The following is a 23,197-nucleotide window of genomic DNA, read 5'->3' as shown; positions in this document are numbered from 1 at the left end:
CGCCTCTCCACCCGGTCATCGCAGCCCCGGGTTCACGTGGTCATGCACCGTCTTTGCCATGTTTCCGCATGTCAGACAGGTTTCTGAACGACATCGGGTAGGTGGCGACGTAGACGGCGTCTGCGGAGGGGCGAGAGATGGAGACGGTAGCGCTCGGTCGCACAGGGCTTCAGGTCACGCCGATCGCCTACGGCACGTGGCAGTTCGGCGGGGAGTGGGGCGAGGTCGAGGAGCGGGCGGCGATCGAGAGCATCTCTCACGCCCGTGACCTGGGCATCAACATCTTCGACACCGCACAGGGATACGGGTTCGGGGCCGCGGAGCGGCTGCTGGGAAGTGCCTTCGCCGGTGCGATGGACCAGGTGGTGATCGCCACCAAGGGCGGGCTGCGCATGGACGGCGAGACGCTGGTCCGCGACTCCAGCCCGGCCTGGATCCGGCGCGGCGTGGAGGAGAGCCTGACCGCTCTGGGAGTCGACCACATCGACCTGTACCAGGTCCATTGGCCCGACCCGAGGACTCCGCCGGCGGAGACCGCGGCGGCCTTGTGGGGCATGGTCGATGAGGGGCTGATCGACCATGTCGGCGTCTCCAACTTCGACACCGAGCAGATGCGCGCGTTCTCGGCCGAACGGCAGGTCGAGGCGTTGCAGTCGCCCTACCACCTGTTCCACCGGGACATCGAGGTGGACACCCTGCCCTACGCCGCCGAGCACGATGTGGGCGTGCTCGCCTACGGTCCGCTGGCGCACGGGCTTCTGGGCGGCCGGTTCGACGAGAACACCACCTTCCCCGCGAACGACTGGCGATCGGGCAGCCCCGACTTCACCGGTGACACGTTCCGCCGCAACCTTCAGGTGGTCGGCGAGCTTCGTCGCTTCGCAGAGGAGCGAGGCGCCACGATCGGGCAGCTCGCCGTGGCGTGGGTACTGGCGCACCCCGCGGTGCAGGTCGCCATCGTCGGCTCCCGCCGCCGGGCCCATCTCGAGGAGACGGTCGGCGCCCTGGACATCGGCCTGAGCAAGGAGGACCTCGCGCACCTGGACAAGATCATGTCCGGGGCCGCGCCCCTCCGCGCGCCCGCGCCCGAGGGTGCGTGACCGCCCTTGGACATTCGCTGCTCGTGTCCTGGACCTGCCGAATCAAGCAGTACCGCTGAGCTCCGGCTCGGCAGAAACGAGGCGGCATGCTCGATCTCGAGCCATCATTCCGGCCGATTCACCTGTGTGGCGGGTACCTGCCGCTGGAGGATCTCGGCCTGATCGGGGACGGCGCGACGGCGGCGCTGGTCGGCCTGGACGGTTCCATCCCGTGGATGTGCCTTCCCCGCTTCGACTCCGAACCGCTGTTCTGCGGGCTGCTCGATCACGCGCATGGCGGCCACTTCACGGTGGCGCCGGAGGACCCGGTGGAGGCCCGGCAGCGCTACGAGCCGGACACCGGCGTGCTGACGACCGAGCTGCGCAGCGCCACCGGCCTCGTCCGGGTCACCGACGCGCTGGTCCTGCGCTCCGGCGCCGATCTCACCGATGACGCTCCCGTCGACCGGGCCGAGCTGGTCCGTTCGGCCGTCGTCCTGTCCGGGAGCGTCCGCCTGCGGGTGGACGTGAAGCCTCGCGGCGGCGGGCATGCCCGGGCCCTGTTCAGCGGGCTGGAGGTACGAGCGTCCCGGCGGCCGGACCTCCGGCTGCACCTGCGCTCCAACCGCCCCCTGACCGCCCTGTCCAGCACACACGACCTGGAACAGGGCGATCGCCTCGACCTGGTGTTGTCCTGGGGGCGTTTCCATCGCCACCATCGATTCGACGCCGAGGCGATGTTGCGGCAGACCGCTGAGGCGTGGCGCCGCTGGATGACGCATTTCAGCTACCGCGGCCCTGAGGAACCACTGGTCCGGCGTGCCGCGATCACCTTGAAGATGTGCGACGACTGGGCCAACGGCTCGCTGGTCGCGGCGCCCACGTCCTCCTTGCCCGCACCCGTCGGCGGGATCCGTAACTGGGACTACCGCTACGCGTGGATCCGCGACGCGGCCTACGCCGTGTTCGCCATGCGCCGCATCGGTTTCGGCGGCGAGGCCGACGCCTTCCTCGGCTGGGTGCTGGACGCGTTCGAGCAGAGCGGGCGACCGCGGATCATGTACGACCTCGGCGGCAACCCGGTGCCGGCCGAGGTCGAGGACTTCGAGTTGGAGGGTTACCGGCGATCCGCTCCGGTGCGATGGGGCAACGGCGCCGCCGACCAGCGCCAGCACGACGTCTACGGCGAGATACTGGACTGCGCCGACCAGTGGCTGCGCTCCGGCGGTGAGCTCCAGCCGACGCTGTGGGCCGACCTGGCCGCATTGGCCGACGCCGCGGGGAGCTCCTGGCGGCAGCCGGACCAGGGCATCTGGGAGGTGCGCAGCGAGAGCCAGGTGTTCACGTACTCGGCCGGGATGTGCCAGGTGGCTCTCGACCGGGCCGCGGCGATCGGTGAACGGCTCGGCCTGCCCGGGCGCATCGCGGCGTGGCGAGCCCAGGCCGACAAGGTCCGCCAGCTCATCCTGGACCAGTCTTGGGACGAGGAAGCGCAGACCCTGAGCGTGTATCTGAGCGGCGGCGGCAGCCTGGACGCCAGCCTGCTCGCCCTTCCGCTGCGGCGGGTCATCCCGGCCGATCACCCCCGGATGGTGGCGACCACGACGGCCGTCGCCGAGCGCCTGTCGGCCGGCGGCGGCCTGCTCTACCGCTACCTGCATGATCAGTCACCGGACGGTCTCGCCGGCGACGAGGGTGCCTTCCTGCTGTGCAGCTTCTGGCTCGTCGACAATCTGATCGGCCAAGGCCGGATCGAAGAGGCCGAGGAGCTCTACGCCTCGCTGTGCGCCCGGGCGAGCCCCCTCGGGCTGCTGTCGGAGCAGATCGATCCGTCCACGGGCGAGTTCATGGGCAACTTCCCGCAGGCGTTCAGCCACATCGGGATCATCGCCAGCGGCGTGAACCTCGCGCGGGCGCGGGCGGGTGCGGCGTGATCCATCGGCTGGCCGTCTTCGGCGCGACGGGCGACCTCAGCGCGCGTTACCTGCTGCCGGCGCTGGCCGCGCTGCGAGCGGCGGGACACCTCGGTGACCGGTTCCAGCTGACCTGCGCCGGCCGGGAGGACTGGGACGGCGAGCGGTTCCGGCACTGGGTGGCCGGCCGGCTCGACCGGCACGGCGCGTCCTGGCCGGCCGACGCCAGGAAGGCGATCGTGGCTTGCACCCGTTACCGGCGGGCCGATGTCACCGACCCCGCCGAGGTCGCGTCGGTCATCGCCGGCGATGGGCCGGTCGCCGTCTACCTCGCCCTTCCCCCGGCGGTCTTCCCCGCCGCGGTCACCACGCTGCACGACGTGGGCCTGCCGCCGGGCAGCCGCATCGTGCTGGAGAAGCCCTTCGGGGAGGATCTGGACGGCGCGGTGGAACTGAACCGGCTGCTCGCCGACCTCGTACCCGAGCAGGCGGTGTTCCGGGTCGACCACTTCCTGGCCATGACGACCGTCCAGAACGTGCTCGGCAGCCGGGTGGCCAACCGCGTGCTGGCGCCCATCTGGAACAGCATCCACATCGCCGAGGTGGAGATCGTCTGGGATGAGTCCCTCGCGCTGGAAGGCCGGGCCGGCTACTACGACGGCGTCGGGGCGCTCAAGGACATGGTGCAGAACCACCTGCTGCAGTTGCTGTGCCTGGTGGCCATGGAACCGCCGATCAGCCTCGACGAGCGCGAGCTGCGCGACCGGAAGGTCGATGTGCTGCGCTCGGTGCGGCCTCTCACCGAGAAGGACGCCGTCCGCCGCACCCGCCGCGCACGCTACAAGGCCGGCCGGATCGGTGATCGCCCGGTTCCCGCCTACACCGACGAGGAGGGCGTGGACCCGGGGCACCACACCGAGACCTTCGCCGAGGTGGAGCTGGAACTGGACAGCCCGCGCTGGTCGGGAACGGTCTTCCGGCTTCGCAGCGGCAAGGCGCTCGGACATGACCGCAAGGAGGTCGCGGTACGCTTCCGGCCCGTACCCCACCTGCCCTTCGGCAACAGCGGGGACGCGCGGCCCGACGTGCTTCGATTCGGGCTGGAGCCGGAAGGCCTCACCATGGACCTGATGGGCATCGGTTCTCGCGCCCAGACCCTGGTACCCCTCACGCTGACCGCACGGATGGACCCACCGGGCCTGCCCGCCTACGGCCAGGTGCTGCTCGACGTACTCAGGGGCGACGCCGCCCTGTCCGTCCGCGGCGACGAGGCCGAAGAGTCATGGCGGGTCCTCACGCCGGTGCTGTCGGCCTGGTCGAAGGACCTCGTCCCGCTGCAGGAGTATCCGGCGGGCTCGGACGGACCGGTTCCCCCGCGGCGAGACGCACCCTGCTCGGCGTGAAACGACCAGCAGGGCCTGGCCGCGGCGGAACGCCGACCTTTGCCATATCTGCGCAGGTCACACGGATTTTCGCGCGTTTGCGCCGGGTAAAGGCGCCGTAGGGACTCGGGTAGGCCGGCCAGGAGAGCACTTCATGCCACCGACGAAGCGCACCACGGGGGGCCTGCGGAGCCAGGCCTGGTGGGACAACGCGGGCAATCCGGAGATGACGGCTCTGTACCTCGAGCGCTTCCTCAACTACGGCCTCACCCCGGCCGAACTCCAGTCGGGCCGGCCGATCATCGGCATCGCCCAGACCGGCAATGACCTGGTTCCGTGCAACCGGCACCATCTCGCCCTCGCCGACCGGGTCAAGGACGGCATCCGCGACGGTGGTGGCATCCCGTTCGAGTTCCCCGTCCATCCGCTGCAGGAGACCGGCAAGCGCCCCACCGCGGCGCTGGACCGCAACCTGGCCTACCTCGGGCTGGTCGAGGTGCTCTACGGATATCCGCTCGACGGAGTGGTGCTGACGACCGGCTGCGACAAGACCACGCCCGCGTGCCTGACCGCGGCGGCGACGGTGAACATCCCGGCGATCGTCCTGTCCGGAGGGCCGATGCTCAACGGCTACCACGACGGCATGCGGACGGGCTCGGGGCTGGTGATCTGGCAGTCGAAGCGGCTCCTCGCCGGCGGGCAGATCGACTATGACGAGTACATGGCGCGCGTGGCCGCCTCCGCGCCCAGCATCGGGCACTGCAACACGATGGGCACCGCGCTGTCGATGAACAGTCTGGCCGAGGCCCTGGGGATGTCCCTGCCCGGCTGTGCGGCGATCCCGGCCCCGTACCGCGAGCGGGCGCAGATGGCCTACGACACGGGCCACCGGGTGGTGGCCATGGTGCGCGAGGACCTGACACCGCGCAAGGTCATGACCCGGCAGGCCTTCGAGAACGCGATCGTCTGCGCGTCGGCCATCGCCGCGTCGACCAACGTGCCCATCCACATCAACGCCATCGCGCGTCATGTCGGGGTGCCACTGTCCAACCACGACTGGCAGCGGGTCGGATCCGACATCCCGGTGCTGGTGAACCTCGCCCCGGCGGGGGAGTTCCTCGGCGAGGATTTCTACCGCGCCGGCGGCGTCCCCGCGGTCCTGCGGTCGCTGCTGGCGGCGGGGCACCTGCACGGCGACGCCATGACGGTCTCGGGCCGTACCCTGGCCGAGAACCTCGACGGCGTCCCGCCCGCCGACCCGCAGGTCATCCGGCCCTGCCATGACCCTGTCGCGGCGCGGGGCGGGCTTCTCGTCATGTCCGGCAACCTGTTCGACTCCGCGGTCATGAAGACCTCGGTCATCACCGACGACTTCCGGGCCCGCTATCTGCCGCGCCCCGGCGATCCGCCGGTGTTCGAGCTTCGCGCCATCGTCTTCGACGGGCCCGAGGACTACCACGCCCATATCGAGGATCCGGAGCTGGGCATCGACCAGGACTGCATTCTCGTCATCCGCTACACCGGGCCGATCGGCTATCCGGGATCGGCCGAGGTGGTGAACATGGAGGTGCCCGCCGCGCTGATCCAGCGGGGCGTCAACGCGCTGCCCACGCTCGGTGACGGCCGGCAGAGCGGCACGTCGGACGCACCGTCCATCCTCAACGCCAGCCCCGAGGCCGCCGTCGGCGGCAACCTCGCCATCCTGCGCACCGGCGACCGGATCCGCGTCGACCTGGACAACGCCCGTGTCGACGTCCTCCTGCCGGACGAGGAGATCGCCGCGCGGTGGGCCGAGTACACACCTCCCGCACTGGAGAACCAGACACCGTGGCAGGAGATCTACCGCTCCACGGTCGGGCAGCTGGACAGCGGAGGTTGTCTGGAGCTCGCCGTGTCGTACCAGGACCTCGTACACACCAAAGGGATTCCGCGTGACTCGCACTGACCCCGAAGGAACGGTCCTGATCGCCGACTTCGACTTCGGCGACGTGGACATCGAACGCGAGATCATCGAGGGCGCCGGGTTGAAGCTCCTCGCCGCCCAGTGCAAGAGCGAGGACGAGGTGATCGAGAAGGGCCGTGACGTCGACGGCGTCCTGACCCAGTACGCGCGGGTCGGCGCCCGCGCCATCGACGCGTTCACCCGTTGCCGGGTGATCGCTCGCTACGGCACGGGCGTGGACATCGTCGACGTCGACGCCGCGACCCGACGGGGCATCCAGGTCACGAACGCCCCGAACGACTGGTGCGCCGACGAGGTCGCCGATCACGCCGTCTCACTCTGGCTCGCCGCCGCCCGCAAGATCTGCGAGTACGACCGGGCGACCCGGCTGGGCGAATGGCACTGGAAGACCGGACGGCCGATCTGGCGGCTGCGGGGACGGGTGTTCGGCCTGCTGTCCTTCGGCGCCATCGCACGGCTCATCGCCGAACGCGCCCAGGCGTTCGGCGTCGAGGTCTGGGCGCACGACCCGTTCCTCGACGAATCGGAGATCCGCTCGCGCCAGGTGCGGCCGGTGTCCTTCGACGAGCTCGTGGAGGGCGCCGACTACCTGGTGATCCAGTCGCCGCTCACCCCACAGACACACCACACCTTCGACCGCGCGACGCTCCGCAGGATGAAGCCGACCGCCATCCTCATCAACACCGCACGCGGACCCATCGTGCAGGACACGGCGATCTACCAGGCACTCACCGAAGGGTGGATCGCCGGCGCGGCGCTGGACGACATCGAGGAGGAACCCGCGAAACAGCGCGACTGGCGTCCGAGCAACCCCCTCTTCACGCTCCCCAACGTGGTCATCACGCCCCACGCCGCCTACTACTCCGAAGAGGCCATCGCATCGGTGCGGCGCATCGCCGCCGAAGAGGCCGTACGGGTCCTGACCGGGCAACCGGCACGCTCACCGGTCAACGACGTGACCAGCACGTCATGAGCGCCCCCCTCGCGGAGGCGAAACAAGTGCCGCGTTAAGCGGTTGCCGCCGGCAAGTCCACCCTGCTGCGTCTGCTCGCCGACAAGCAACAGCCCGACACCGGTGAAGTGACCGTCGCCGCCCCCGGCGGCGTCGGCTACCTCCCCCAGACCCTCCCGCCGTCCCCTGAGGCCGGCGTCCAGGATGCCGTCGACTTCGCCCTCGCCGAGTGCGCGCGGCCGACCGAACAGTACGAGGCCCGCGACGGGTACGGAGCCGACGCCTCGCGTCGACGCCGCCCTCCACGGACTCGGCCTGCCCTCACTCGACCGGCGGCGACGCCTCGGCACCCTCTCCGGCGGCGAACGCTCCCGGCTCGCACTCGCCGTCACGCTCGCCTCCCTGCCCGAACTCCTCCTCCTCGACGAACCCACCAACCACCTGTCTCCCGCCCTCGTCGAGGAGCTGGAGGAGGCGCTGGCCGGCTACGAGGGCGCGCTCGTGCTCGTGACCCACGACCGCCGCATGCGGGCCGAGTAGGGAGAAGATGCACCAAACGGTCACCGGGTTTGTCGTTTCCGGGCACTTCAGGCGTCACTCCGTGGGCGAGGGCATCGGAGCCGCGCCGCCGGGTGAGCCCGCCGCATCGGAGCAGTCGGGGCTCGGGTAACCCGCGGCGTCCGCCAGGGCCAGCTTCACCGAAGGTCGTTCGGGCAGCATGAGCCCGGTGCAGTAGATCTGCGTGTACGCCGGCCCCAGGAGCTTGGGCATGGGCGGCACCGTCTCGATGAAGAGCGCCCGGCCGCCGAGGTCGCGGACCGTGATCTGCTTGACCCCGGTCAGCTCCGTGGTCAGGCCCTTCGCGCGCTCGGCCGAGGTGGGCCCGCGCAGCAGTTCGTCGAAGACCTGCTGGGCGTCCCAGGGGCTGACCGCGCGGCCGACCGGGATCGGGAACCCGCGGAGCAGGAAGAAAACCTGGGACCGCGACGACGCCGAGGCGGTGGCGACCGGGGGCTCACCCGCGTACACGACCCCGGTGGGGCGCACGCCGCAGCCCGCCAGCAGCGGGAGCGTCAGCAGGCCCGCGACCAGGCGCCTCACGCGGGAATCCACACGGTGAAGACGGCGCCGCAGCCCGGCGCGTTGGCGGCTTCGATGCCGCCGCCGTGCAGGGCCGCGTTGGCCTGTGCGATGGCGAGGCCGAGGCCGCTGCCCTGGCCCGCGGGACGGGCCGGGTCCGCCTTGAAGAACCGGCCGAACACCTTCGGCAGCAGCTCCTCGGGGATGCCCTTGCCCTGGTCGATCACGCGTACCTCCACTCTGGGCGGGCCGGACCGGGCGATGACGCGCACCGGCGGCGCTCCGTGCGACAGCCCGTTGCCGATCAGGTTGGCGAGGATGACGTCGAAGCGGCGGGGGTCCAGGCGGACTCGCAGGTCCGGCGGCACCTCGACGACGACCTGGTCGGCCCAGCCGCGCGTCGTCACGCACTCGCGGACCAGGTCGGCGAGCGGCACCTCGTCCAGGACGAGTTGCGCCGTGCCGGCGTCCATCCGGCTGATCTCCAGCAGGTCCTCCACGAGCGCGTTCAGCCGCCGGGTCTGGCCGGCGATGAGCCGGGCCGCCGTGCCGGTGTCGGCCGGCAGGGCCGCGGCGTCCTCCTCCAGCACGTCCGTGACGGCGGTCATCGCCGCGATGGGGGTGCGCAGCTCGTGCGACACGTCGGCGGCGAACCGCCGCGCGCCCGCCTCCAACCGGCGCAGCTCGTGCACGGTGAACTCCAGGGACGCGGCGCTCTCGTTGAACGCGCGGGCGACGTCGGCGAGCTCGTCGCGGCCGCGCACCTCGACGCGCGCGCCGAGGTCACCGGTGCCGAGGGCACGGGCGGCCCGGCCGAGGCGGCGGAGCGGCCGGAGCACGCTCTGCCCGAGCAGCACGGCCAGGACCAGCGCCAGCAGGAGCGTGAGGGCGCCCGCGCGAATGAGCGCCCGCTGGATGCCGTCGAGGTCGGCACGCTCTTTGGCGAGCGAGGCGAACACGTACACCGACAGCGGGGAGGACCCTCGGCCGGCGGTGTAGACGCGGGTGGCGACCACCAGCCACGGAGCGCGGCGTAGCTCGACGCGCTGGAAGTACAGGCCGTCCTCCGCCCGGCTGACGAGCGACGGCGGCACGTCCTGGACGCCGAACTCCCCGGCGCTCACCGTGTCATCGCCGGCGGTGACGACCACGGCGCGGTCGGGCCGTACGAGGGCCTGGGCGACGTCGCGCAGCGTGTCGTCCGGCACCGGGTCGGCGAGCGTGCCGGGCACGACGCGGGCGAGCGTGTCCCGGGTCTCCACGAGCACGGCGTCCTGGGCCCGCTGCAGGACGGCCCGGCGGACCAGGACGTAACCGATGCCGGCCACGAACGCGGTCGAGGCCAGGCACGCGACGATGAACGAGGCGAACATCCGCCCTCGCAGTCCGGTGATCATGAGGCCGCCAACCGGTAGGCGCATGCGCGGACCGTCTGGATGAGCAGGGAGGCGAACATCCGCCCCCGCAGTCCGGTGATCACGAGCGTCCCCCGGTGATCACGAGGCGACGAACCGGTAGCCGAACCCGCGGACCGTCTGGATGAACGCGGGTGCGGAGGCGTCCGCCTCGACCTTGGCGCGGAGCCGCTGCACGGTGGCGTCGACGAGCCGCGAGTCGCCGGCGTACCCGTGGTCCCACACCTCCCGCAGCAGGTGCCGCCGGCTGAGCACCTGTCCCGGGTGGCGGGTCAGTTCGAGCAGCAACCGCAGCTCGGTCGGGGTCAGGTTCACGTCCGCGCCCGCCCGCGAAACCCGCAGCGCACCGCGGTCGATGACGAGGTCGCCGTAGGTGGACCGGTCGCCGGCGCCGCCCACGGCCCGCCGCAGGACGGCGCGGATGCGGGCGTCCAGCACGGCGGGCTCGACGGGCTTGATCACATAGTCGTCCGCGCCCGCCTCCAGTCCGATGACCACGTCGAGGTTGTCGCTGCGGGCGGTCAGCAAGATGATCGGCATCTGGTCGGTCCGCCGGACGCGGCGGCAGACCTCGAACCCGTCGACGCCGGGCAGCATCACGTCCAGGATGACGATCTCCGGCCGGCGTGCCCGCGCGTGCTCCAGGCCCTCCTCGCCGGTCGCGCACGCGGTGACCGAGTGCCCCTGGCGGGTGAGGGCGAGCTCCAGGCCCGTACGGACCGAGGGGTCGTCCTCGACGAGAAGAATCGCGGCCATCGCCCCATTATCGGGTGACCGCCGGGCCCTCGGCCGTACGTCACAAAACCCGGACATTTTCCGGAAAGCGTGACGCCGTTGCGACGCCGGCCGGACGTCTCGCGCCAAGGCTTGATCGACATGGGACGACGACGACTTCCGAAGGGCCGCCGGCGGTGGCGGCTGGTCCGGCGCGGGCTGTACGTCCTGGCCTTCGGCTTCGGGGCCCTGTGCGTGGCGGTGGGCATCATGTACTCACGGACCAAGCTGCCGCCGGTCAACGCCGCCGCGCGGGCCCAGTCGAGCACGTTCACCTACCGCGACGGCTCCACGCTGGCCCAGGTCGGGCAGCTGAACCGGGTGGCCGTGCCGCTGCGGGACGTGCCGCCGTACGTGCGCGGCGCCGTACTCGCCGCCGAGGAGCGCGGTTTCTACCACGACCCGGTCGTCTCACCGAGCGGGCTGGCGCGGGCGAGCTGGGCGGCGGTCTCCGGCGGGGACACTCAGGGCGGTTCCGGCATCACCCAGCAGTACGTCAAGGTGGCCTACCTCAACCCCGAACAGACGATGTCCCGCAAGGTGAAGGAGCTGTTCATCGCGGTCAAGCTCAGCCGCGCCCGGTCCAAGGACTGGATCCTGGAGCAGTACCTCAACACGGTGTACTTCGGCCGGGGCGCGTACGGGATCCAGGCCGCCTCGCAGGCCTACTTCCGCAAGAACGCCGGTGCGCTGACCCCCGCCGAGGGCGCCCTGCTCGCCGGGCTGATCCAGGCACCCTCCTACCTCGACCCGGCGCTCGGGCACACGGCGGAGACCCGGGCGCGCTGGCGCTACGTGATCAACGGGATGATGAGCACGGGCGTGCTGCCCAGAGGGCCGTTGCCCGCGTTCCCGAGCATCGCCCCGGCGCACACGGAGCCGATGTACGCCGGCCAGCGGGGCTACCTCATTGAACGCGTCATCGCCGAACTGCACGACCACGGCTTCGACGACGACCAGATCTACCGGCGCGGCCTGCGCGTGACCACCACCATCGACCCGCGGACCCAGGCGGCGCTGCCGGAGGAGGTCGCCCGCGCCACCGGCACCGACCGGGATTTGGAGGTCGGCGTGGCCTCGGTAAGGCCCGGCACCGGCGAGATCCTCGCCGCCTACGGTGGCCGCGACTACCTCACCCACCAGTACGACAACGCCTTCCTCGCCGCGCTGCCACCGGGCTCGTCCTTCTCGCCCTTCGTCCTGGCGACCGGCCTGCGCGCCGGGATCGGGCTGCGCAGCACGTTCGCCGCGACCCCGGCCGGCTCGGTGGTCAACGACGGTGACGCTCAGGTCGCCTCCGCCGACCTGCTCACCGCGACCACCCGCTCCTACGCCACCGTCTTCTCCCGGCTCGGCGCGAAGGTGGGGGCGTCCGGAGCGACGCGTGCCGGCCTGCCCGGCCGCCTTCCGCCGTCGGGGGTGCACGCCGTCGACCAGGCGGCGGCGTACGCCGCACTGGTGAACGGCACCTACGCCGCGCCGCACATCCTCGCCAAGGTGACGGACCGGTCGGGAAAGGCGCTGCTCACTGTACGGCCGCGCACGCGCGCGGCGTTCCCGCCGGCGGTCGCCGCCGACGTCACGTTCGCCCTGCAGATGGCGCTGCTGTACGACGGCAAGAAGGGACCCCGTCAGGTCGTGCCGGGCCGACCGGCGGCGGGCACGATCGGCACCACGGACCACAACGCGGCGGGCTGGTTCTGCGGTTACACGCCGGACATCTCGACCGCGGTCGTCGTCTACCGGGCCAGCAACCGGCCGGTGGTCAACATCGGCGACGCGCCCCAGCGGAGCAGCGCGGACGTACCGGCCGAGATCTGGCGGTCCGTCACCGAGAGCGCCGAGTCCGGGCTGCCGGTCCGGCCCCTCCCGGGGCCCGCCTGGGTGGGATCGACCCGGAGATTCGCCCCGCCGACGCCGACGCCGACGCCGAGCACCCCGCCGCCCGCACCGGCGTCCCCGGCACCGCCGCGACAGACCGCGCAGCAGAAGAAGGCCGCGGCGAAGGCCAAGGCGAGCGCCGGGGCGGCCGGCCGGCCGACGGACCGGGCGACGGCGGCCAAGACCCCGCTGCCCGGGGCGTCGAAGTGAGACGTTCCGGCTTACCTGAGAGGTAATCGACCGGGTGACCTCGCGGCGGCGAACCTTACGGCATGACCACCGCGATCATCGAAAGACCGGCGCGGGACCACGCTCGCGCCGTACCCGGATGGGGCACGCTGCTCGTCCTGCTCACCGGGACCTTCGTCACCACCCTCGACTTCTTCATCGTCAACGTCGCGATCCCGGCCACCCAGCGGGACCTGCACGCCGGGCCGGCCACCATCCAGTTCATCGTTGCCGGCTTCGGGCTCGCGCTGGCCTCCGGGCTGATCACCGGAGGACGGCTCGGCGACCTGTACGGCCGGCGCCGGATGTACACGCTCGGGCTGAGCCTGTTCACCCTCGCCTCGCTCGCGTGCGGGCTCGCGCCGAGCGCCGGGTTCCTCGTCGCGGCGCGCGTCGCGCAGGGCGCGGCGGCGGCGATGCTCATGCCGCAGGTGCTCGGCATCGTGGGCACCGTCTACACCGGCGAGCGCCGGGCGCGGGCCTTCAACGCGTACGGGCTGGCGATGGGGTTCGGCGGAGTGTTCGGCCAGCTCATCGGCGGCCTGCTCATCAAGGCCGACATCGCCGGGCTCGGCTGGCGCAGCGTCTTCCTGATCAACGTCCCGGTGGGGCTCGTGGCGGTGCCGGCGGCGATGCGCCTGGTGCCGGAGTCACGGGCGCCCAAGGCCCGGCTCGACGTGCGGGGCGCCCTTCTCGTCACCGCCGGGCTGGTCCTGATCGTGCTGCCGCTCGTCGAGGGCCGCCAGGAGGGCTGGCCGCTGTGGACCTGGCTGTCCCTGGCGGCGGCGCCGTTCGTCCTCGCCGGCTTCGCCGTGTACCAGCGGCGTGCCGGTGAGCGCGCGCTGATCCACCTCGGGCTGTTCCGGCACCGGGCGTTCAGCGTGGGTGCCATGATCGCGGTCCTCAGCCAGATGGCGGTCGCCTCGTTCTTCCTGATCCTCGCGCTCTACCTCCAGCAGGGCCGCGGGCTGTCCCCGCTGGAGTCGGGCCTGATCTTCCTGGCGCTCGGCGCCGGCTACTTCGTCTCCTCCGCACGGGCGGTCCAGGTCGCGGCCCGGCTCGGCCGTCAGGTCATCGCCGTCGGCGCGCTGACCATGGCTCTCGGGTACGGGCTGCTGGCCCTCGTCGCGGGGGCGACCGGCGGCGGGATCGGCTGGCTCATCCCCGGGCTGCTTCTCGCCGGCTGCGGCATGGGCCTGGTCATGTCACCGCTTCCCGCGACCGCGCTGAACGGTGTCGAGGCGCGGCACGCCGCCTCCGCCGCCGGGGTGATCTCCACCGCGCTGCAGTCCGGCGGTGCGATCGGCGTCGCCGTCGTCGGTGTCGTCTTCTACGACGTCCTCGGCACGGCCCGTTTCTCGGCCGCGTTCGTCGCCGGCCTCGCCACGGCGGGCGCCTGCTGCCTCGCCGCGACCGCGCTCGTCCAGCTGCTGCCGGGCCGGGCGAGGTCATGAGCCCTCCTTCGTCGGGGAGGGTGACCACAAGGGCGCGTCTTTGATTCCCTCGCTTCGCTCGGTCATGAGCCCTCCTCCGCCGGGGAGGGCGACCACAAGGAAGCGTCTTTGATTCCCTTGCTTCGCTCGGTCGTGAACCGGCGGGCGGGCGCGGTCGGGATCCGCGTCCGCCCGCCGGAGTTCTGCTATTCGCTGATGGTGTAGCCGTCGCCGTACACCTTCCAGGTGAGCGGCGGGGTGAAGTCGAGGTTTCCGTCGTTCAGGAAGACGCGCTGCTCGGTGTCGACGCGGCTGGTGTCGCTGTGCGCCTCCTCGCGTTTCATCGCGGCCTTCCGTGCGTCGAGGAACGCGTTGAGATAGGCGACCTCGCCGCCGCCCTGCGCCGGAGGCTTGGCCTTCGCCAGGGCGGCGGCGCGGATCCCGCCGAAGCTGTCGGCGTCGTCTCCCGGGCCGTGCATGACCATGGCGTCGTAGTAGATGAACTGCCCGAGCGCCCGCAGGCCGTCGTTCTTCGCCTGCCGTACGGCGGGGTCGAAGTACACCGAGTCGCGCTCGTCGTCCTGCGCCCGCTGGAACGCCGGGTCGGCCGCCGCCTCGCGCCAGTCGGCGGGGAAGCCCGGGTCGAGTCCCTCGTGGGAGTCGGTGCCGTTCACCGCGCGCAGCGCCGGCAGGTACTTGGCGAGGACGTTGCCCGGCTCGGCGTCGGTGTAGGCCTGGACGGTCTCGAGCATGTCGCCGGTGCCGGAACAGAAGCCGATGATGCCGGCGGTGTAGCCGCGCCCGTCGCCGATGTCCTCGATGTACTTGTACTGCGCCCGCCAGTCGAGCGAGGAGTTCTCCGCGCTGGAGACCACCTGCATGGCGATGTCCTTCTCGTGCGGATCGGTCAGGTCGACGGCCGTCGCCCGTCCGGAGAGCACGGCCGGCGTTCCGGACGCATGCCCGTCACCGGTGAAGGCCACGAGTGCGGGCACGCCGCCGGCGAGGAGGACGACGAGGGCGGGGATCGTCCATCGAGCGGATATCCGTGTCAAGAATGATCCTGTCGGTCCGGGGGGCGGGGCGAATGGCGCTGGCGGCGCGTGACGAAGGCTGCGCGATTCGTTAATGGCCTTCCTGGTAGGCGCTGGGATAAAAGCATGAATTTCGGCCCGTGTCAACGATTCAGTTAGGAACGTACTTATAACAGAAAGTAGACTCCCCAAGTCAACAGGGCGAAAAACGAGCTAAATAATGAGACCGCGCAGGAATGCGGCCTGGCCGGCGTGCTGCGTGTCGTCGTTGATCACGCTCACGAGCCGTACGCCCAGCGTCACCGGCGGGTCCCACGCCTCGTCCACCACACGGTCGAGGTCGGCGTCCTTCAGCCCGGCGACGTACCGCAGGGTCTGCTCGTGCACGGCGTCGTAGTAGCCGGTGAGGAGCTCGCCCGACTCGACACGGACGGCGTCGACGGCCCGTGCGTCGTGGCCGTACCCGGTGTCGGACGGCGGCAGCGGCAGGCCGAACCGCTCGGCCCACCCGCCGGCGGTCCACACCTGCTCGACGCCCGCGACGTCGGCGACGTGGTCGTCCTGGACGCGTGTCAGGTGCCAGACGAGCCACGCGATGGAGTTGGAGTCGTCGGTCGGCCGCGTGGCGAGCCGATCCGGGGACAGGCCGTCCACGACCTCGTGCACGGTCTCGCGAACGCGTTCGAAGGCGTCGGTCAGCAGTTCCGCGCTGTTCATCGGCTTGGCTCCCTTCCTCGCCCGGCCGCGGCGTCCTCCGGTCGGCCGGGGCCGTCATCGGTCCGCTCGTTTCGAGGATGCCAGGCTCGGACGCGACGCCGGGGCGCGGGTGGGGCGGCGGAACCGTCCCCGGCGTCAGGACCCGCCGGACGGCTCAGCGCAGCTCCTGGATGCGGACCATGTTGCCCGCGGGGTCGCGGAAGGCGCAGTCGCGCACCCCGTACGGCTGCTCGGTCGGCTCCTGGACGACCTCGGCGTCGCCGGCCTGCACCCGTTCGAAGGTGCCGTCGAGGTCGTGGGTGGCCAGCAGGATCCACCCGTAGGTGCCCTTGGCCATCATCTCGGCGATGGTGCGGCGCTCGTCGTCGGTGATGCCGGGGTCGGCGGCCGGCGGCGCCAGGAGGATGGACGTGCCGGGCTGGTCCCTGGGGCCGACCGTGATCCAGCGCATCCTGCCCTTTCCGACGTCGCTGCGGACCTCGAAGCCGAGGGTGTCGCGATAGAAGGCCAGCGAGGCCTCCGGGTCGTCGTGCGGCAGGGCACAGGTGTGAATCGTGATGTCCATGCTGCTCACGCTAGCCATTCTCGGCTCCTGACCGGCCGGGTCACCTGTTTCGCCACGCACGACGGCATCTCCTCGGTCGCCTCCATCGCCTGGCGCCGGTAGACGCTGGGCGACACACCGACCAACTCGGTGAAGCGCGTGCTGAAGGTGCCCAGCGACGCGCACCCGACCGCGAAACAGACCTCGGTGACGCTGAGGTCGCCACGGCGCAGCAGCGCCATCGCGCGCTCGATGCGCCGCGTCATCAGATAGGAGTACGGCGACTCACCGTAGGCGATCCGGAAGCGGCGGCTGAGGTGCCCGGCCGACATGTGCGCGCCGCGGGCCAGGGCCTCGACGTCCAGCGGCTGCGCGTACTCCCGGTCGATCCGGTCCTTGACGCGGCGCAGGCGCGCGAGGTCGCCCAGTCGCTGCTCCTCGGCGAGTGCGCGGCCCCACGAGGGGTGACACATGAGACGTTCCCTTCACCGATGTCCGTGAGAGCGGGCCTCAGCTCAACGCCTGCTTCACGAGCGCGGCGATCCGCGTTTCCACCTCGGGCGTCACCTCGGTCAGGGCGAAGCCGGCCGCCCACATGGTGCCCTCGTCCAGGTTCGCCTGGTCGCTGAACCCGAGCGTCGCGTAGCGCGCCTTGAACTTCGCCGCGGGCTGGAAGTGGCAGATGATCTTGCCGTTCAGCGCGTAGGCCGGCATCCCGTACCAGAGCTTCGGCGCCAGGTCCGGCGCGCAGTCCGTGATGACGGCGTGGACGCGCTCGGCCATGATCCGGTCCGACTCCTGCATCTCGGCGATCTTCGCGAGCACGTCCCGCTCGGCCTCCGCCGCCTTGTCCGCGTGCGAGCCGCGGCGCGACGCCTTCTTCATCTCCTGGGCGTGGTCCTTCATCGCGGCCCGCTCCTCGGCCGTGAATCCCTCGTACGTGCTGCTCATGCCGACTTTCCCCTCAATGTGACTGTGGTGACCCTATGTGATGAACAGTGAGTTTTGCCCGGTTTAAAGCGCTGCGGTCTTCGCCGCCGGCTCCCACGCGAACCCGTCCGGGTCGGTGAACGGCGTGTCGTCGCCGTTGATGACGAGCCGGTGCGATCCGGTGCCGTCGGGCGAGACGCCGGCGTCCTTGGCGAGGGCCCGGCGCCCGTAGAGCGCCAGCTTGACGGGGCTCGACCCGGTGTCGAACTCGACGTACTTGCGGCCGAAGCTCTTCGCCACGGTCAGACCGTGCTCCAGGTAGAAGCGCTTGCTCGCGGCCATGTCCGCGACCCCCAGCAGGAGCACGACGGAGTCGATCTTTCCGGTGGCCGGGCCGGTGTCCTTCTTCGCCGAGGTGGCGACCTTCCAGATCGCCCCGTCCGGGGCTCGCACGACGCCGCCGTGGCCCCAGAACGACTTCGTGACCGGCTTCAGCACCGAGGCGCCGGCGTCGAGTGCGGCGTCGATGAGGGCGCTGACGTCGGCCGGCTGGGAGACCGTGACCGACAGCGTGAACCCGCGGAAGCCGGTCGTCGGCGCCTCCGAGGCGCGCAGGCGGATCCGGGTGTCCAGGCCGAGGGCTTCGGTGTAGAAGCGGTCGGCGGCGGTGGGGTCGGCCACCTCGAGGGTGACGGATTCGATGGAGTTCATGAAGATCAGGCTAGGAACGGCCCGGTGAGGTGCGCTTCTTGAATCCTGACCGGTTCGTGACTCCTGACCGGTTCGTGACCGTTCCGGCCACCGGTCGCTCCGCGCACGCCGCCGCTCCACGGGCCACCGGCATGGCGTCGGCGATGCTGGGTAGCGCTGCTCGTGGACGGAAGGTAAGCGACCGAGGGGGAGTTCGATGGGCGGCAGTCGTGTCGTGGTGGTGACCGGTGCGAGTGGAGGGATCGGCCGGGCGGCGGCCCGTGCGTTCGGCGCACGGGGCGACAAGGTCGCGCTGCTGGCGCGGGGTGAGACCGGTCTGAACGCGGCGGCCGAGGACGTGCGCGCGGCCGGCGGTGAGGCCCTGGCCATTCCCACGGACGTGGCCGACTACGACCAGGTACGCGCCGCCGCCGAGCGCGCGGAGGCCGTGCTGGGCCCCATCGACGTGTGGGTGAACGTGGCGTTCAGCTCGGTGTTCTCCGAGTTCGTCGACATCGAACCGGCGGAGTTCAAGCGGACCACCGAGGTCACCTACCTCGGCTTCGTGCACGGCACGAAGGTCGCGCTCGACCTGATGCTGCCGCGCGACCACGGCACGATCGTGCAGACCGGGTCGGCTCTGGCCAAACGCGGCATCCCGCTTCAGTCGGCGTACTGCGGCGCCAAGCACGCCATCCAGGGCTTCTACGAGTCGCTGCGCACCGAGCTGCTGCACCGGGGCACGAACGTGCGCACGACCATCGTGCACATGCCGGGGGTCAACACCCCGCAGTTCGACTGGGTGGAGTCGCGGCTGCCGAACCACGCCCAGCCGGTGCCCCCGATCTACCAGCCGGAGGTGGCCGCGCGGGCGCTGGTGTACGCCGCGGACCATCCGGCGCGGCGGGAGTACTGGATCGGCGGGAGCACCGTGGCGACCCTGCTCGCGAACCGGGTCGCCCCGGGCCTGCTGGACCGCTACCTCGCCCGTACGGGGTTCGACTCCCAGCAGACCGACCAGCCGCGCGACCCGCACCAGCCGGCCAACCTGTGGAAGCCCGCCGACGGCAAGGACGGCCACGACTACGGCGCACACGGAAGCTTCGACGACCAGGCACATCCGCGCAGCTACCAGATGTGGGCGAGCCGGTACCGGGTGGCCGTGGCGACGGCCGCGGTCGCGGGGCTGGGCCTGGCCGGCCTGGGCCTGCTGCGGGGCCGGTGCCGGTGAGGGGCCTGGCCGCGGCGCGACTCGCGTGGGGCGGGCTGCTCGTGACCGTGCCGGACCTGGTTCTGCACACGCTCACGGGCCGTCCGGCGACGCGGTCCCAGACGTGGGTGCTGCGCGTGCTCGGCACCCGCCATCTCCTGCAGGCCGGGGTGGAGCTGGCCCACCCCACGCGCGCCCTCGCCCGCGCGGGCGCGGCGGTGGATCTGCTCCACGCGGCGACGTGCGCAGGCGCGGTGGCGCTCCTGCCGGCCTGGCGGCGGGCGGCCCTGGTCGACGGTACGGGCGCGGTGGTCTTCGCCACCGGCGGCCTGACCCGCGCCCGCCTCACGTCGACCGGTGTCTCCTAGTCGACCGGAGCCCCCGTCGGCCGGCGTCTCCTAGTGGTTGCGCAGGGCCTTGACGAGCTGGGCCTTGGTCATCGTCGACCGGCCCTTGACGCCGATCTCCCGGGCGCGTTTGACCAGGTCGTCCTTATTCCACTCGTCGTACGACGGGCTCTTGCCGCCCTTCTTGCCGACCGACTTGCGTGAGCTGCCCGCCGACGCGTTGGCGATCCGGGCGGCCTTCTCCTTGCTCTCGCCCTTCTCACGGAGCTTCTGGTAGGTCTTCTCGTCCTTGATCTGTGCTCTCGGCATCGATGTGCTCCTTTCACGATCGGCCGTTACCGATCGCCTACCCACCCTGCGCGTTTCACACCTGCGCACGAGGACGCGCCGCCGGTGATAGGCCGGAACGCCCGCGGGTAGCGGGAGGAATGTGGATGACACGCGAGAGGACGCCCTGACGGTCGAGCTCGTGCGCAGCGACCTCGGCGGTCCGGGCATTCGCCGGAGACGGTGTGGCCGTGGGTTCCGCTACTTCGACGGGGAGGCCGTCGCGATCAGGGATCCGGACACGCTCGCCCGCATCAAGGCACTGGTGATCCCGCCGGCGTGGGAGGACGTGTGGATCTGTCCCGACGAGAACGGGCACATCCAGGCGGTCGGGACCGACGCGGCGGGCCGGCGGCAGTACCGGTACCACGACCGGTGGCGTGAGCGGCGCGACCGGGAGAAGCACGACCGGGTCCTGGCGTTCGGCGCCGCCCTGCCCCGCGTCCGCGAGCGGGTCGAGCGCCACCTCGACGGCCGGGGGCTGGGCCGCGAACGCGTGCTCGCCGCCGCGATCCGCCTGATCGACCTGGGATTCTTCCGGCCGGGCGGTGAGGAGTACGCCGCGGAGAACGGCACGTACGGCCTGGCGACCATCCGTCGCGAGCACGTCACGTGCTCGCACGGTGAGATCGTCTTCGACTACACCGCCAAGGGCGCCAAGGAGCGCGAGCAGGCCCTCGTCGACGACCAGGTCATGGCCGTCGTACGGAGCCTGAAGCGGCGCCGGAGCGGCGGGGAGGAGCTCCTGGCCTACCGGAGCGGCCCGCGCTGGCACAACGTCACCGCCGCGGACATCAACGACTACCTCCGGGAGATCTCCGACGGGGAGTTCACCGCCAAGGACTTCCGCACCTGGCACGCGACCGTGCTCGCGGCGGTGGGGCTCGCCGTCTCCAGACCCGCCGCGACCACCGCCAACGCGCGCAGGCGCGCGGTCGTCCGGGTCGTGCGCGAGGTGTCGGAGTACCTCGGCAACACCCCCGCCGTCGCGCGGGCCTCCTACATCGACCCGCGGATCATCGAGCTGTACGAGCAGGGCGTCACGGTCGAGCCGGCGCTCGCCGACCTCGGCAAGGGACGCGACCTCGGCGAGCTCGCCACGCGCGGTCCGGTCGAGAAGGCCGTCCTGAAGATCCTGACCGACTGCGCCGGGTCACCGTGACCCTCCCGCGGCGACGGTCGCGCTCCGGCCGGCCGGTAACGCCGGCACGGCGCGCCGGGGGCCGAAGGAGCGCTGGACCAGGCTCCCCAGCTCGTCGGTGACCGCGAGTGCCGTCGCGGTCCGCGTCCGCCGGACCGCGATCCCCTCGCGCAGGGCCCACGGGCAGACCTCGGCCTCGTCCAGGCCGAGCGTCGTCATCAGGGCCTCGGCGACGATCGCTCCCGCGACGATCTGATGCACCCGGCTCTTCGCCACGCCGGGCAGCCGGGCCCGGTGCCGGTCGTCGCACGCGACGAGCTCGGGGATCCGGTCGCGCAGCAGGTCGCGGCGCAGGACCCGGCGCGCGTACGGGCCGGCCGCGCCTCCCGGCGCGCCGGTCAGCCGGGCGAGCTGCTTGAAGGTCTTGGACGTCGCCACCACCCGCCGCGCCGGGGGAAGCCCCCGGATCCGCCCGCCGACCCCGGCCAGGCGCTCGTACACGAACCGCCGCAGCAGCCGGACGTCGCGTGGGCGTGGCGGGTCACCGGGCAGGAAGGCGCGGGTCAGCCGTCCGGCGCCCAGCGGCAGGGACAGGGCCGGCGCGGGCTCCTCGCCGTCGCCGTAGGCGAGTTCGGTGGACCCGCCGCCGATGTCCATCAGCAGCATCGGACCGGCCGAGCAGCCGTACCAGGCGCGGGCGGCCAGGAACGTGAGGCGTGCCTCGTCCTGCCCGGACAGGTGTCCCAGCCGGATCCCGGTCTCGGCCGCCACCCGCTCGAGGACCGGCTCGCGGTTGGCCGCGTCGCGCACCGTGGAGGTGGCGAAGGCGATCAGTTCGTCGAGGTGCTCGTCCTCGGCCGCGCGGGCGGTCGCGCCGACCGCCGTGACCAGCCGCTCGACGGCCGGCGCCTGGATGCTTCCGTCCGGGGCGATCGCGTCGGCCAGCAGCGTCGGGTGCTTCACCGACCGGACCGGCCGCGGAGGCTCCCCGGGACGGAGTTCCACGATCTTCAGATGGGCGGAGTTCGATCCGACGTCGAGGACACCGAGGCGCATGGGTAACGCTCTACCCACCGTTCCGGAACATCACTCAACGTATCCGCGCGGCGGAGGTTTACGGACGTGACTAAAGGTTCTTGCGGTGCTCTTCGGGCGTGTCCTGACGCGGGGCCTCGCCGGTGAGGATGTTCTGGCCCGGGTCGCCGTGGATCGCTCCGCCCGAGACCGGTCCGCGCCTGAGCCTGCCACCGGGGTTCCTGCTCTTCATCGGGTGCCGGCTCGCTCGCACGGTCATGAAGATCCAGCCGATCAGGACGATCACGATCAGGATGAGCCCGAGGACCGCCAGAATCCCGATACCACTCATGAGACCTCCTTCGTCCGTCAGAAGCCCTACCCAGCGCGCGCCGATCATGCGCTCATCCGAGCGTCGTGAGGAAGTGACCGAAGCCGTGCGGTGCCCGGTAGCGGTGCCGTGCGGAGGTGATGACCCTGACCTGGGGTGTGTGCAGCACGCGGTGGCCCGCGGCCGTCATCGCGGCGACGAGCGCGCGGTCCTCGCCCGTACGGAGCGGCGGGAAGCCGCCGGAGGTCACGTACGCGTGCGCGCTGAAGCCGAGGTTGGCGCCGTGGACGGGGGCGGGGTCACGCGCGTAGTGACGGGCGTAGGCGGCGATCCGCCGGGGCTCGTGCCCGGTCCAGTCCGTGACCTCGACCGTGCCGACGACGGCGTCCCAGCCCCGCGCCGCGTACCGCAGCTGGGAGGCGAGCCATCCCGGCGGCACCAGGGTGTCGGCGTCGGTGGTGGCCACCCACGACACCCCGCGCCGCAGCAGCGCGCGTACCCCGGCCGCGCGGGCGGCCCCGACGTTGCGGGCGGCGATCTCCACGACCTGCGCCCCGTACCGTCGGGCCACCTCGGCCGTACGGTCGGTGCAGGCGTCGGCGACGACCACGACCGGGATGCCGCGGAGCGCGGCCAGGCAGGCCGGCAGCCGTTCCTGCTCGTCGTGCGCCGGCACCACCACGCCGGCTTTCTGGTCGCGTCCGCTCCTCACTCGCTCCGCGGGCGGCTCGTCCCTCACCGCCCACTCCACTCGCTGCGTCGCTCCCGCTCGGGCTTTCTGGTCGCGTCCGCTCCTCACTCGCTCCGCGGGC

At 71.6% G+C, this 23,197-nt stretch carries 23 protein-coding genes and 1 pseudogene; 11 read left to right on the top strand and 13 right to left on the bottom strand.

Annotated elements, in window-relative coordinates; genetic code table 11:
• Positions 1 to 137 precede the first annotated feature (137 nt).
• The 6 genes and pseudogenes from ABEA10_RS48170 to ABEA10_RS48145 all read left to right on the top strand — a co-directional run.
• Positions 138 to 1,100: an aldo/keto reductase gene (locus tag ABEA10_RS48170; RefSeq protein WP_345475423.1), complete on the top strand. Its 963-nt coding sequence runs from the start codon at positions 138 to 140 to the stop codon at positions 1,098 to 1,100.
• Positions 1,101 to 1,186: 86 nt separating this feature from the next.
• Positions 1,187 to 3,013, top strand: a complete 1,827-nt coding sequence (locus ABEA10_RS48165) for a glycoside hydrolase family 15 protein (RefSeq protein ID WP_345475422.1) — start codon at positions 1,187 to 1,189, stop codon at positions 3,011 to 3,013.
• The gene (locus ABEA10_RS48160) at positions 3,010 to 4,395 is read left to right on the top strand and encodes a glucose-6-phosphate dehydrogenase (protein ID WP_345475421.1); all 1,386 of its coding nucleotides are present in this window, start codon (positions 3,010 to 3,012) and stop codon (positions 4,393 to 4,395) included. The genes ABEA10_RS48165 and ABEA10_RS48160 overlap by 4 nt, the downstream gene beginning before the upstream one ends.
• A 133-nt stretch (positions 4,396 to 4,528) precedes the next feature.
• Positions 4,529 to 6,319, top strand: a complete 1,791-nt coding sequence (locus ABEA10_RS48155; RefSeq protein ID WP_345475420.1) for an IlvD/Edd family dehydratase — start codon at positions 4,529 to 4,531, stop codon at positions 6,317 to 6,319.
• Positions 6,306 to 7,310, top strand: a complete 1,005-nt coding sequence (locus tag ABEA10_RS48150; RefSeq protein ID WP_345475419.1) for a C-terminal binding protein — start codon at positions 6,306 to 6,308, stop codon at positions 7,308 to 7,310. The genes ABEA10_RS48155 and ABEA10_RS48150 overlap by 14 nt, the downstream gene beginning before the upstream one ends.
• Positions 7,311 to 7,357: 47 nt before the next feature.
• Positions 7,358 to 7,811: pseudogene (locus ABEA10_RS48145) on the top strand (ATP-binding cassette domain-containing protein); the annotation flags it as partial.
• 72 nt (positions 7,812 to 7,883) lie between these two features.
• Here the strand turns inward: ABEA10_RS48145 and ABEA10_RS48140 are convergent.
• The 3 genes from ABEA10_RS48140 to ABEA10_RS48130 form a co-directional block, all read right to left on the bottom strand.
• Complete coding sequence (locus ABEA10_RS48140) at positions 7,884 to 8,390, bottom strand: hypothetical protein (protein WP_345475418.1); 507 nt, start codon at positions 8,388 to 8,390, stop codon at positions 7,884 to 7,886.
• Entirely contained in the window at positions 8,387 to 9,790 is a 1,404-nt protein-coding gene (locus tag ABEA10_RS48135; RefSeq protein ID WP_345475416.1) for an ATP-binding protein, read from the bottom strand. Before ABEA10_RS48135 ends, ABEA10_RS48140 begins: the two co-directional genes overlap by 4 nt.
• Before the next feature lie 75 nt (positions 9,791 to 9,865).
• A complete protein-coding gene (locus ABEA10_RS48130) occupies positions 9,866 to 10,540 on the bottom strand; it encodes a response regulator (RefSeq protein ID WP_345475415.1) in 675 nt (224 codons plus the stop codon).
• Between the two features lie 120 nt (positions 10,541 to 10,660).
• Between ABEA10_RS48130 and ABEA10_RS48125 the strand changes: the two genes are divergently transcribed.
• Together ABEA10_RS48125 and ABEA10_RS48120 are read left to right on the top strand one after the other, a co-directional pair.
• The gene (locus ABEA10_RS48125) at positions 10,661 to 12,649 is read left to right on the top strand and encodes a transglycosylase domain-containing protein (RefSeq protein ID WP_345475414.1); all 1,989 of its coding nucleotides are present in this window, start codon (positions 10,661 to 10,663) and stop codon (positions 12,647 to 12,649) included.
• 62 nt (positions 12,650 to 12,711) lie between these two features.
• Positions 12,712 to 14,121 carry an MFS transporter gene (locus ABEA10_RS48120; RefSeq protein WP_345475413.1) on the top strand — a complete coding sequence of 470 codons (1,410 nt, stop codon included), beginning with the start codon at positions 12,712 to 12,714 and terminating at the stop codon, positions 14,119 to 14,121.
• A gap of 185 nt (positions 14,122 to 14,306) precedes the next feature.
• Here the strand turns inward: ABEA10_RS48120 and ABEA10_RS48115 are convergent, their stop codons facing one another.
• From ABEA10_RS48115 to ABEA10_RS48090, 6 genes are all read right to left on the bottom strand, one after another.
• Positions 14,307 to 15,155 carry a chitosanase gene (locus ABEA10_RS48115; RefSeq protein WP_345475412.1) on the bottom strand — a complete coding sequence of 283 codons (849 nt, stop codon included), beginning with the start codon at positions 15,153 to 15,155 and terminating at the stop codon, positions 14,307 to 14,309.
• Positions 15,156 to 15,347: 192 nt separating this feature from the next.
• Positions 15,348 to 15,851: a mycothiol transferase gene (locus ABEA10_RS48110; RefSeq protein WP_345475410.1), complete on the bottom strand. Its 504-nt coding sequence runs from the start codon at positions 15,849 to 15,851 to the stop codon at positions 15,348 to 15,350.
• Positions 15,852 to 16,005: 154 nt separating this feature from the next.
• Positions 16,006 to 16,416, bottom strand: coding sequence for a VOC family protein (locus ABEA10_RS48105; RefSeq protein ID WP_329254000.1), 411 nt, complete (start codon positions 16,414 to 16,416; stop codon positions 16,006 to 16,008).
• 5 nt (positions 16,417 to 16,421) lie between these two features.
• A complete protein-coding gene (locus ABEA10_RS48100) occupies positions 16,422 to 16,868 on the bottom strand; it encodes a helix-turn-helix transcriptional regulator (protein WP_345475409.1) in 447 nt (148 codons plus the stop codon).
• A gap of 37 nt (positions 16,869 to 16,905) precedes the next feature.
• A complete protein-coding gene (locus ABEA10_RS48095; RefSeq protein ID WP_345475408.1) occupies positions 16,906 to 17,346 on the bottom strand; it encodes an iron chaperone in 441 nt (146 codons plus the stop codon).
• 63 nt (positions 17,347 to 17,409) lie between these two features.
• Positions 17,410 to 18,036, bottom strand: coding sequence for a glyoxalase (locus ABEA10_RS48090; protein WP_345475407.1), 627 nt, complete (start codon positions 18,034 to 18,036; stop codon positions 17,410 to 17,412).
• Between the two features lie 196 nt (positions 18,037 to 18,232).
• Here ABEA10_RS48090 and ABEA10_RS48085 point away from each other — a divergent pair, with 196 nt between their 5' ends.
• Together ABEA10_RS48085 and ABEA10_RS48080 are read left to right on the top strand one after the other, a co-directional pair.
• Positions 18,233 to 19,246, top strand: a complete 1,014-nt coding sequence (locus ABEA10_RS48085; RefSeq protein ID WP_345475406.1) for an SDR family oxidoreductase — start codon at positions 18,233 to 18,235, stop codon at positions 19,244 to 19,246.
• On the top strand, positions 19,237 to 19,593 hold the full coding sequence (locus ABEA10_RS48080) for a hypothetical protein (RefSeq protein ID WP_345475405.1): 357 nt from the start codon (positions 19,237 to 19,239) through the stop codon (positions 19,591 to 19,593). Before ABEA10_RS48085 ends, ABEA10_RS48080 begins: the two co-directional genes overlap by 10 nt.
• Before the next feature lie 30 nt (positions 19,594 to 19,623).
• Here the strand turns inward: ABEA10_RS48080 and ABEA10_RS48075 are convergent, their stop codons facing one another.
• Positions 19,624 to 19,881: a DUF7218 family protein gene (locus tag ABEA10_RS48075; RefSeq protein ID WP_345475404.1), complete on the bottom strand. Its 258-nt coding sequence runs from the start codon at positions 19,879 to 19,881 to the stop codon at positions 19,624 to 19,626.
• 121 nt (positions 19,882 to 20,002) lie between these two features.
• On the opposite strand from ABEA10_RS48075, the gene ABEA10_RS48070 reads away from it, so the two are divergent.
• Positions 20,003 to 21,061, top strand: a complete 1,059-nt coding sequence (locus ABEA10_RS48070; protein ID WP_345475403.1) for a DNA topoisomerase IB — start codon at positions 20,003 to 20,005, stop codon at positions 21,059 to 21,061.
• Here ABEA10_RS48070 and ABEA10_RS48065 read toward each other — a convergent pair.
• The 3 genes from ABEA10_RS48065 to ABEA10_RS48055 form a co-directional block, all read right to left on the bottom strand.
• Complete coding sequence (locus ABEA10_RS48065) at positions 21,053 to 22,096, bottom strand: Ppx/GppA phosphatase family protein (protein WP_345475402.1); 1,044 nt, start codon at positions 22,094 to 22,096, stop codon at positions 21,053 to 21,055. The two genes, ABEA10_RS48070 and ABEA10_RS48065, sit on opposite strands and share 9 nt — an antisense overlap.
• Positions 22,097 to 22,166: 70 nt before the next feature.
• Positions 22,167 to 22,406 carry a hypothetical protein gene (locus ABEA10_RS48060; RefSeq protein WP_345475401.1) on the bottom strand — a complete coding sequence of 80 codons (240 nt, stop codon included), beginning with the start codon at positions 22,404 to 22,406 and terminating at the stop codon, positions 22,167 to 22,169.
• A 52-nt stretch (positions 22,407 to 22,458) separates the two neighbouring features.
• A complete protein-coding gene (locus ABEA10_RS48055) occupies positions 22,459 to 23,124 on the bottom strand; it encodes a glycosyltransferase family 2 protein (protein ID WP_345475400.1) in 666 nt (221 codons plus the stop codon).
• Positions 23,125 to 23,197 lie beyond the last annotated feature (73 nt).

Origin of the sequence: Actinoallomurus oryzae, from assembly GCF_039541955.1 — a bacterium.
Taxonomy (GTDB): Bacteria; Actinomycetota; Actinomycetes; order Streptosporangiales; family Streptosporangiaceae; genus Actinoallomurus; species Actinoallomurus oryzae.
Note: the sequence above shows the minus strand (reverse complement) of the source record. Positions and strands in the feature narration are given on the sequence as shown.

Excerpts from the sequence above, each read along its gene's own strand:
- ABEA10_RS48170 (WP_345475423.1), top strand. The coding sequence starts at position 138 with ATGGAGACGGTAGCGCTCGGTCGCACAGGGCTTCAGGTCACGCCGATC.
- ABEA10_RS48165 (WP_345475422.1), top strand. The coding sequence starts at position 1,187 with ATGCTCGATCTCGAGCCATCATTCCGGCCGATTCACCTGTGTGGCGGG.
- ABEA10_RS48155 (WP_345475420.1), top strand. The coding sequence starts at position 4,529 with ATGCCACCGACGAAGCGCACCACGGGGGGCCTGCGGAGCCAGGCCTGG.
- ABEA10_RS48135 (WP_345475416.1), bottom strand. The coding sequence starts at position 9,790 with ATGCGCCTACCGGTTGGCGGCCTCATGATCACCGGACTGCGAGGGCGG.
- ABEA10_RS48130 (WP_345475415.1), bottom strand. The coding sequence starts at position 10,540 with ATGGCCGCGATTCTTCTCGTCGAGGACGACCCCTCGGTCCGTACGGGC.
- ABEA10_RS48125 (WP_345475414.1), top strand. The coding sequence starts at position 10,661 with ATGGGACGACGACGACTTCCGAAGGGCCGCCGGCGGTGGCGGCTGGTC.
- ABEA10_RS48120 (WP_345475413.1), top strand. The coding sequence starts at position 12,712 with ATGACCACCGCGATCATCGAAAGACCGGCGCGGGACCACGCTCGCGCC.
- ABEA10_RS48110 (WP_345475410.1), bottom strand. The coding sequence starts at position 15,851 with ATGAACAGCGCGGAACTGCTGACCGACGCCTTCGAACGCGTTCGCGAG.
- ABEA10_RS48105 (WP_329254000.1), bottom strand. The coding sequence starts at position 16,416 with ATGGACATCACGATTCACACCTGTGCCCTGCCGCACGACGACCCGGAG.
- ABEA10_RS48100 (WP_345475409.1), bottom strand. The coding sequence starts at position 16,868 with ATGTGTCACCCCTCGTGGGGCCGCGCACTCGCCGAGGAGCAGCGACTG.
- ABEA10_RS48095 (WP_345475408.1), bottom strand. The coding sequence starts at position 17,346 with ATGAGCAGCACGTACGAGGGATTCACGGCCGAGGAGCGGGCCGCGATG.
- ABEA10_RS48090 (WP_345475407.1), bottom strand. The coding sequence starts at position 18,036 with ATGAACTCCATCGAATCCGTCACCCTCGAGGTGGCCGACCCCACCGCC.
- ABEA10_RS48085 (WP_345475406.1), top strand. The coding sequence starts at position 18,233 with ATGGGCGGCAGTCGTGTCGTGGTGGTGACCGGTGCGAGTGGAGGGATC.
- ABEA10_RS48075 (WP_345475404.1), bottom strand. The coding sequence starts at position 19,881 with ATGCCGAGAGCACAGATCAAGGACGAGAAGACCTACCAGAAGCTCCGT.
- ABEA10_RS48065 (WP_345475402.1), bottom strand. The coding sequence starts at position 22,096 with ATGCGCCTCGGTGTCCTCGACGTCGGATCGAACTCCGCCCATCTGAAG.
- ABEA10_RS48060 (WP_345475401.1), bottom strand. The coding sequence starts at position 22,406 with ATGAGTGGTATCGGGATTCTGGCGGTCCTCGGGCTCATCCTGATCGTG.